Source organism: Mesorhizobium sp. M2A.F.Ca.ET.039.01.1.1 (assembly GCF_003998035.1).
In the GTDB taxonomy this organism is placed as follows: Bacteria; Pseudomonadota; Alphaproteobacteria; order Rhizobiales; family Rhizobiaceae; genus Mesorhizobium.
The window spans coordinates 1-3,116 of the sequence record NZ_RZRY01000709.1 but is presented as its reverse complement, the minus strand read 5'-3'; the positions used below and the strand labels follow the sequence as shown (position 1 = coordinate 3,116).

General features: G+C 65.8%; 4 protein-coding genes. 3 read left to right on the top strand and 1 reads right to left on the bottom strand.

Annotation, left to right across the window (positions count from 1 at the left end; translation table 11 throughout):
- A partial coding sequence (locus EOA24_RS32280) for an extracellular solute-binding protein (RefSeq protein WP_127410494.1) occupies window positions 1–292 on the bottom strand: 292 nt, incomplete at its 3' end.
- Window positions 293–448: 156 nt separating this feature from the next.
- Between EOA24_RS32280 and EOA24_RS32275 the strand changes: the two genes are divergently transcribed.
- The 3 genes from EOA24_RS32275 to EOA24_RS32265 form a co-directional block, all read left to right on the top strand.
- Entirely contained in the window at window positions 449–1,360 is a 912-nt protein-coding gene (locus EOA24_RS32275) for a BadF/BadG/BcrA/BcrD ATPase family protein (RefSeq protein WP_245501904.1), read from the top strand.
- Window positions 1,361–1,382: 22 nt separating this feature from the next.
- Window positions 1,383–2,402 (top strand): SIS domain-containing protein, encoded by a 1,020-nt coding sequence (locus tag EOA24_RS32270; RefSeq protein WP_127255960.1) that lies wholly within the window; start codon window positions 1,383–1,385, stop codon window positions 2,400–2,402.
- Window positions 2,403–2,555: 153 nt separating this feature from the next.
- Window positions 2,556–3,116: ROK family transcriptional regulator (locus EOA24_RS32265; protein WP_133374720.1), on the top strand; the 561-nt coding region annotated here is incomplete at its 3' end.

The window sequence follows — 3,116 nt, the reverse complement described above, 5'->3', positions numbered from 1 at the left end:
TCACGAACTGCTCGAGCCAACCATAGGCGTGCGTGTGAATGACGTCGCCGCCCTTGCCGCCCGCCAATGCCGTCGAGACGATGGTCGGGTAGTTCTCGTCCGGGAAGGACTCGAACTTCACGTGGATGTCCGGGTTCGCCTTGGTGAAGTCGGCGAAGAGCTCGTTATAGGCGGCCTTGTCTTCCTGGCGCCAGGTCCAGAACGAGATGTCGGTCGCGTGCGCCAGACTTGTTGCAAATCCCCATGCGAAAGAGGCGGCCGCGAGGGCCAGGCCGATCCTTCTCCTGCTCATCTTCCTGATCTCCCATTCAGCGCTTCATGCGCTTCGACGGGGTTGATCAAATCATAGTTCTTGCCGTCTGGAAAGATAGTTTGTAAAGTTTCCTAACTAACGTGGTTGCAGTGTTCGCGCGAAGCTTGGGCGGCGCGGCTGGCGAAGGGAATGTGCGTGGATCGGAACCTGCTGGTGGGCGTGGACATAGGCGGCACCAAGACGCGCATCATGGGGCGTCGCGGCGACACCGTGTTGTTCGACAAGACGGTTATCACCGACGAATGGCGGATCCGCCAGATGGAGGCCGATGCGGCGAAGCTGTCGGCCATCGCCATGGATCTTTGCGGCGGTTCAGCGCCTGCCGCGGTTGCGGTCGGCGCGCATGGCTGCGATACCGACGAGCAGTGCCGGCGCTTCCAAGCGCTGCTGTCGGCCAATCTGAAAACCAGCGTGCAGGTGGTCAACGATGCCGAGCTGATGGTGCCTGCCGCCGGCTTTGTCCAAGGCATCGGCGTTGTGGCCGGAACCGGTTCGATCGCGGTCGCGCGCACGGCCGAGGGCAAGATGCTTGCCGCCGGCGGCTGGGGCTGGATCCTGGGCGATGAAGGAAGCGCGGCGGCGCTGGTGCGCGAGGCCGCCAAGGCGATCCGCCGCGCTCTCGATCGCGGCCAGGAGGGCGATCCGCTGATTGCGATGCTTATGCGCGAGATCGGAACCGACGACCAGACCAAGCTCGGCATCTTGCTCAACGAGACACGCGGCGCCGCTGCCTGGGGCCGCTATGCCAACGCTGTCTTCGATGCCGCGAACGCCGGTTCGCCGCTCGCTTCGCGCGTCATCGAGGAAGGCGGGGAGGGGCTCGCGGCGCTTGTGCAACTGCTGATCGAACGCGGCGCCGATCCGTCGCTGGTCGTCGCCGGCGGCGGCGTCATTGCCGAGCAGCCGATGCTGTTGGAAGCTTTCGTCAAGGCGATGGCGTCCGTGTCGCCGGCAAGCCGCGTGGTCCTGCTGCGCGAGCCGCCGGTGATCGGCGCGGTGGCTTTGGCCGGACGTCTATTCGCGGGCAAGAAGCGTGGCGACGGCTGAGGGCGGATCGAGGAGCATTGACATGAAGCGTATCGGTTACCGCCCCGCGGTGTTGCGCCAGGCCGAAAGCCTGGAAATCGGAAGGCAGGCCGTGGCAAGGGCGCTCGACACGGTCGACCTGTCTGGCTTTGCCGACGGCACGATCGGCTTTGCCGGCATTGGCGCCAGCTATCAGGCGGCCCTCGCGGGCGCCTTCTATCTGCGCCAGTTCGGTCGGCGGGGTTTCGCCTTCGTGCCGACCGAACTCTATGGCCGGACGGATGCGGCGGCGGATGCCTTTGTCGCCCTGTCGGCCTCCGGCCAGAGCCGCGAAATCGCCGATGTGATGCGGGAGGCGAAGGCCTATCCGCGCCTCGCCATCTGCCGCGGCGCCGACAATCCGCTGGCCGACATCACCGGCGCGGTGATCGCCATGGCATCGGGCGCCGACAATGGCGCCAGTTCGACCGGCTACACCGGAACTCTGCTCGCGCTCGGCATGCTGGTCGACAAGATCGCCGGCGGCTCCTTCGACTGGGCGCAACTGCCGGAGGCGGTCGAGCGGCTGTTGGCCGATGGTTGGGAGAGCACCGGTCGGGCGGCAAGGCTGCTTGGCGGTCGCGCCGCCATCGACATCGTGGGTGCCGGCATTGGCTTTGCCAATGCGGGCGAGGCAGCGATGCTGATTCGCGAGGCGGTCCGGATTCCCGCCTCCGGCTGGGACACGCTGAACTATCTGCATGGCCCGATGGAATCGCAGGACGCCGCCACCGGCCTGATCGCCTTTGGCGAGGACCGCGAGGTCAAGATCGCGCAGGACGTCGCCGGCTTCGGCTGCCCCTCGGCGCTGATCACGCAACGGACCGATATCGCTGCCAGGGAGAAGCTCGCCGTGATCGTTATCCCGGCGCTGGGCAATGCGATCGCGGACGGCATCCTGGAGATCGTTGCGCTGCAGATGGTCGTCGCGAACATGCAGGACGCGGCCGGATTGACCGACATTACCTTCCGCTACCGGCAAACCGATACCAAGCTCAAGCCCTGGTCGCCGACGGAGCTTTAGTTCTTCGGGACGCCAAGCTTGTTCGCTCAGTAGGGCGCATTCGCGCAATCCGCCGAAACGCAGCACAATGGTAATGGTCGCGGTTGATTCGTGATATGCGAGCCGGCGCGATCGGCCGAGCGCCGAGAGGATGAAGGCGGAACAACGTCGCAGATGGCTCCATCCGAAATCCCCAGCCTGACGGAAAGCGCCCGCGCCGTGCTGCGCCTGCTGGCCTCGCAGGGGCCAGTGACCCGGCCGAAGCTCGGCTCGATGCTGGAACTCTCCAAGCCGACCATGTCGGCCGCCGTTTCCGAGCTCAGCGCGCTTGGCCTTGTCTCGTCGCGTGGGACGGAACGCGGCGCCATCGGGCGGACCGCCACCATCTATGGCATCGGCCCAGGCGCCGGCTATGTGATCGGCATCGATGTCGGCGCGGCACAGGTGCGCGCCGTCGCCTATTCGATGGATGCCCAGCCCCTGGCGACGGTGGAAGAGAGCATTCCGGACGGAGCGACCGTCGACGAGACCGGGGCGTTCATTCTTGCGGTAGCCAAATCGATCCCGGCCAAGGTCGGCAAGGCTTTTCGCACCTTACGCAGCATCGCGGTTGCGGTGCCGCGCATCGTCTCGCACAGCCGCCTCGGCAATGGCCAGGGCAACGGCCCGGACGCGGTGCTCCACGCCCTTCGCCGCAAGATCGATGTGCCGATTATCCTCGAAAACAACGTCAAC